The sequence below is a fragment of the uncultured Campylobacter sp. genome (assembly GCF_938017775.1).
Classification (GTDB): Bacteria; Campylobacterota; Campylobacteria; order Campylobacterales; family Campylobacteraceae; genus Campylobacter_B.
In genome coordinates this window covers 1-4,805 of record NZ_CALIIU010000030.1, presented here as the reverse complement: position 1 = coordinate 4,805, position 4,805 = coordinate 1, and the positions used below count along the sequence as shown (strand labels likewise).

Sequence of the window (4,805 nt, the reverse complement as noted above, 5' to 3'; positions counted from 1 at the left end):
AAAATATAAATACTATATAGGCACGATAAGTAAAACTGACCGAAAAATGCCGTTAGGTCGGGTTTAAATGATGAAATATTTCAAGTAAATTTGGCGAACGAATGTCGTCATAGACCATATTTGCGTAATCGTATCCCTATTTGCACGCTACGCTAGGCTCTATATCCGAAGCTCGTTCGCCGTAAATTTTACCGCAACATCTTTGCGTAGGCTCTTCTTAAAAGCACAGACCACCAAAATTGTCGTAGTGCTAATAAGCGGCGAGCCGCTGCGCATCACAAAGAGCCGCTATTTTGCGGATCTGTTCGCAAGCTGCTCGCGCGGCTATGAAGTGCGCTTGGCGTCTATTTGCCGATAAAATTTTTCTGCAGCCACTCCATAGCTTTTTCTTCGCTTTCAAATCTGCCGCTTTTGGCGACTTGAAACTGCCCCTCGTAGAAGCGAATTCTGATACCGTCTTGGACGCTATCTACCTTGATGCGCGTGATCCTGTCTTTGTTTAGATAGGTTCGGTCGTTTAGCTTTACAAACATCGTTTTCTCCTTTAAATTTAATGGTTTTTATCTGCCGCTTTACTTGCGTCTTTCTCGCCCTCTTTTTTCAAAAAAAGCTCCTTAAAGCGCTCGTTTGCGTAGTTTTCTATATCGCTTTGCAGCTGCTTATATGCAGCGATCAGCTCATAGGCGCGTGCATTTAGCGTCGTGCCTGCGGCATTGCCGCCGCCTTGCTTGGTGCTAAAGAGCTCCTCTTGTAGATTTTTTTGTAAAATTTGCAGATGGCTCCAGCACTTTTTATAGTTCATCCCCAAAACCTCGGCGGCTTTAGAGATGGAGCCCGTTTGAGCGATCACGTCCAGCACTTCGGTTTTGCCCTTGCCGAAAATGAGCTCGCCCTGCGCATTTTCGATCCAAGTTTTTGTTTTTACCCTCATTCTTTTGCCTTTCTTCTCCTTAAAGCAGCCCAGCTGACAATATTTCACGTCTATGCCGTGCTCCTTAAGCGTAGAGCGCACTGTATCAAACCCCACTCCGCCGCTAGCTACGGCTCGGGCGTCACGGCAAAAAATCCGTCTTTTCTCATCCAAAAGCGGATCTAGCTTTTGCAGCGCTTTTATGCTACCTCCGCTACATTGCAGCTTGCCGAATTGACCGAGTTCGCAGCGATCTATCCGTATCCCTTCGCGCGCCGCGAGATCTCCTACGACGCTTGCATCTACGCCTAATTTGGCAGCGATCTTAAACGCCGCGCCGCAATCAAGCTTGCCGCTTGGATTTAGTAAATTTAAAATCAGCCTTTTGATCTCGCTTGCTTTTTTATCGTCTATCTTAATATCTATCTCCATGCCGCCCTCTTAACTCAAAATTCTCTCTTCGCCGCTATAAATGTTTAAATTTTCGCCGCGAGCGAAGCCGCAAAGGGTAAGATCAAATTTACGTGCAATCACGACGCCGAGGCTCGTAGGAGCCGTACGCGAAACAAGCGCGCTAATGCCGCTCATCACGGCTTTGGCGACCATTTCAGAGCTTAGCCTGCCGCTTACCAAAAGAAGCGAGCCCTGCGTATCGCACCCCGCCAAAACCGCCTTGCCGACCGATTTATCGATGGTATTGTGCTGGGCGATATCCTCGCCGATAAAATACTCGCCGCCCGCGGTAAAGAGCTTTGCGGTGTGCACACAGCCGGTCATCTCGTAAAGCTCGCACTGCGTGTAAAACTCGCTCATCAAATTTAAAATTTCACTCTTATGAAATTTAGCGTCCGAGCGGACTTTGCGCGCCGCCATCGCTGCAGGATCAATATTTGCGGTAGAGCTGCGCCCGCAGCCGCTGATGATGACCTTTTCGGTATCGAAGCTATTTAGCCGCTTTTCGTTTATCTCGCCGCAAACATTCACGCTAAGTCCGTCCGGCGCGAGCTCTATGCTTTTTATACGGCTTGGATCCGAGATCAAATTTTCGCTCAGCAAATAGCCTATCGCAAGCGCTTTTAAATCGCTCGGAGTCGCCATAAGCGCGCCGAAACGCTCGCCGTTTAGTAAAATTTCAAGCTTGATCTCGCGCACCAAGATATCGCTTACGATCCTTCTTTCATCACCTTTAAATTTAACTATCTCCGCCCTATAAATCGGCTCCATAGACCTTCCTTATTTTAATTTCGCCCGTATCGTAGTGAAATTTTGCTTAAATAGCCTTAATTCGCCGAAGTAAAGCCGTAGTACTGAAGCAGCGTGCGTAAATTTAAAGCGCTCGCAGTTTTGTATTTAAAAAATCGCGTGGAAAATCCACGAGCCGCTTGCAAATTGCAAGCGGCTATGAAGCGCCCGCAGAGATGAAATTTCATCAAATTTTGCCGTAGCCGCGATTAAATTTCATCTATGTAAAGCGGGCGGAGCTTGCCGCCCGAACTACTTATGAACCGGCGATAGATAAGGTTTCTCGGAGTGCATCGACATCTCGTTTTGTCTTCTGAACTCGATAAACTCGCTCTCGCTAAGCTTTCTGATATTTGCAATCGTCATCTTTAGCGGCGGGATGCCAGATAGCGGATCCAGATCGCCCGCATGCACGAGCTCGTTGCCGTCGGCCTCGCTGTAATGGAAGGTCGTAAAGATCGTGCCTTCTTTCAGATCAGGATTTATACGAAGCTTCGCGGCGATCTGACCGCGCTTATTTTTGACGAGCGCGTAGCAGCCTTCGGTAAGCTCGCGTTCGCGTGCGATATCGGGGCTTACCTCGATGAGCGCGCCTTCTGCGCCCGCACCGTACTCTAGCGCGCGGCACTCTCTCGTCATCGTGCCGGTGTGGTAGTGATAGACTTTGCGCCCGGTCGTAAACAAGCACGGATAAATTTCATCCGGTATTTCGCTAAGCGCGCCGCTTCCCACCGGATAATCATCAGGGATTTTCATCTTGGCTCTGAAATCCGCCTCAGCTTTAGCGCGCCCCTCTTTATCATCCACGTAAAGCACCGGCACCATTCTAAATTTACCGTCAGGCAGCATCGATTTATGATCTGCGTAAAGAACCGGTGTGCCCGGATGATCTTCATCAGGACATGGCCAGCTTATGCCGCCTAGCTTATCTAGTCTATAGTAGCTAATACCGCCGAAAAATTTAGGCATTAATGCACGCACTTCGTTCCAAATTTCTTCCGCGCTTAAAAAATCAAACCCTTCAAGTCCCATTCTTTGTGCGATATTGCAAACAACCTTCCAATCAGGCTCTACACCAGGAGCCGGCTCGCTTGCCTTGCGCGTGCGCTGGACGCGACGGGAAGTGTTTAAAAAGGTGCCATCCTTCTCGCCCCAGCCGGCAGCAGGTAGTACGACGTCGGCCTTCTGTGCGCTCTCGGTAAAGAAAAGATCCTGCACGATAAAGCAATCCAAATGGTGTGTTGCATGCACGAAGTGCTCCGTCCAAGGATCGCTCATTACGGGATTTTCACCGTAAACGTAGAGCAGCTTCAGCTCGCCGCTATCCATTTTATCGGGTGCGACCGTAAGCTTAAAGCCTGGAGTCGGATTTAGCTCGAAGTGCCATACTCTGCGTGCCTGCTCCTGAGCATAAGCGGAATTTACCGCACCTGCCGGGATGACGTTAGGTAGCGCGCCCATATCGCATGCGCCCTGGACATTGTTTTGACCGCGCAAAGGATTTACGCCTGCGCCTCTTTTACCTAAATTTCCCGTCAAAATAGCTAAATTTGAAAGCGAAAAGACGTTTGAGGTGCCGTCGCTAAACTGTGTGATGCCCATCGTGTAGCAGATCGCCGCTGCACCTGCTTTAGCATACATTCTAGCAGCTTCGATTACGAGCTCTTTTTTCACGCCGGTCTCGCGCTCGAAGCGCTCCGGTGTGAAGTCCTTAACCGCCTCTTTTAGATACTCGTAGCCGTGAGCGTAGTTTTTGATAAACTCGTCATCTTGCAGATTTTCAGCAATGATAACATTCATAATGGTATTTAGCGTCTTAATGTTCGCGCCCACTGGGATTTGCAGATAGATATCGGCCTTTTTCGCCATATCTGTGCGCTTCGGATCTACGACGATCATCTTGGCGCCGCGCTGCAAGCCTCGCTGCATCTGCATAGCGATGATCGGGTGACACTCGCTCGTGTTGGTGCCGATGAGTAAAAATACGTCCGTATCGGTAGCGAATTCTACCAAATCGTTCGTCATCGTTCCGTTTCCTAGCGTGTTGGCAAGACCTGCCACTGTAGGAGCGTGTCAAAGACGGGCGCAGTGATCGACGTTATTGCTGCCCTGAGCACGGAAAAATTTCTGAAAAACGTAGTTGTCTTCGTTATTCGAGCGCGCAGAGCTAAAACCCATTATTGAGCTTGGGCCATATTTAGCGACAGTCTCTTTAAATTTAGACGCTACAAAATCGTAAGCCTCTTCAAAGCTTACCTCCTCAAGCTTACCGCTTCTATCAAATACTCCGTTTTTCTTACGGATCATAGGTTTGGCAAGGCGCTTTGGAGAGTTTACAAACTCCCAGCCGAACATCCCTTTTAAGCATAGCTCGCCGTCATTTACGTGGTGAGCCTGCGTAGGGCGCGCGTTTACGATCCTGCCGTCTTTTACGATAAGATCGATACCACAGCCGGTGCCGCAGTAAGGACAAGTCGTTTTGACAATCTTTTCTCTGGACTGCATAATATTCCTTTCAAGAATTTTGGTTTGCACGGCTATTATACTTTCTAGATTATAAAAGAATTTTTAAATTAGTGAATTTTTTTAAGCAAAATTTAAGCAATATGCAAATATCGCATATTAAATTGAATAGTTAAATTTTACGCTTTTA

The 4,805-nt window shown here is 48.1% G+C and carries 4 protein-coding genes; all 4 read right to left on the bottom strand.

Going from position 1 to position 4,805, the window contains the following annotated elements; translation table 11 throughout:
- Positions 1-344: 344 nt before the first annotated feature.
- The 4 genes from Q0537_RS04645 to Q0537_RS10400 all read right to left on the bottom strand — a co-directional run bounded on the left by Q0537_RS04645 (position 345) and on the right by Q0537_RS10400 (position 4,657).
- Positions 345-533, bottom strand: a complete 189-nt coding sequence (locus Q0537_RS04645) for a hypothetical protein (protein ID WP_005869215.1) — start codon at positions 531-533, stop codon at positions 345-347.
- A gap of 17 nt (positions 534-550) precedes the next feature.
- A complete protein-coding gene (locus tag Q0537_RS04640) occupies positions 551-1,342 on the bottom strand; it encodes a LysR family transcriptional regulator (RefSeq protein ID WP_297882023.1) in 792 nt (263 codons plus the stop codon).
- Positions 1,343-1,351: 9 nt separating this feature from the next.
- Positions 1,352-2,134 (bottom strand): formate dehydrogenase accessory sulfurtransferase FdhD, encoded by a 783-nt coding sequence (fdhD, locus tag Q0537_RS04635; RefSeq protein ID WP_299225499.1) that lies wholly within the window; start codon positions 2,132-2,134, stop codon positions 1,352-1,354.
- A gap of 270 nt (positions 2,135-2,404) precedes the next feature.
- Positions 2,405-4,657 carry a molybdopterin-dependent oxidoreductase gene (locus Q0537_RS10400; RefSeq protein ID WP_291937763.1) on the bottom strand — a complete coding sequence of 751 codons (2,253 nt, stop codon included), beginning with the start codon at positions 4,655-4,657 and terminating at the stop codon, positions 2,405-2,407.
- Between the last annotated feature and the right edge of the window lie 148 nt (positions 4,658-4,805).

Excerpts from the sequence above, each read along its gene's own strand:
- Q0537_RS04645 (WP_005869215.1), bottom strand. The coding sequence starts at position 533 with ATGTTTGTAAAGCTAAACGACCGAACCTATCTAAACAAAGACAGGATC.
- Q0537_RS04640 (WP_297882023.1), bottom strand. The coding sequence starts at position 1,342 with ATGGAGATAGATATTAAGATAGACGATAAAAAAGCAAGCGAGATCAAA.
- fdhD (WP_299225499.1), bottom strand. The coding sequence starts at position 2,134 with ATGGAGCCGATTTATAGGGCGGAGATAGTTAAATTTAAAGGTGATGAA.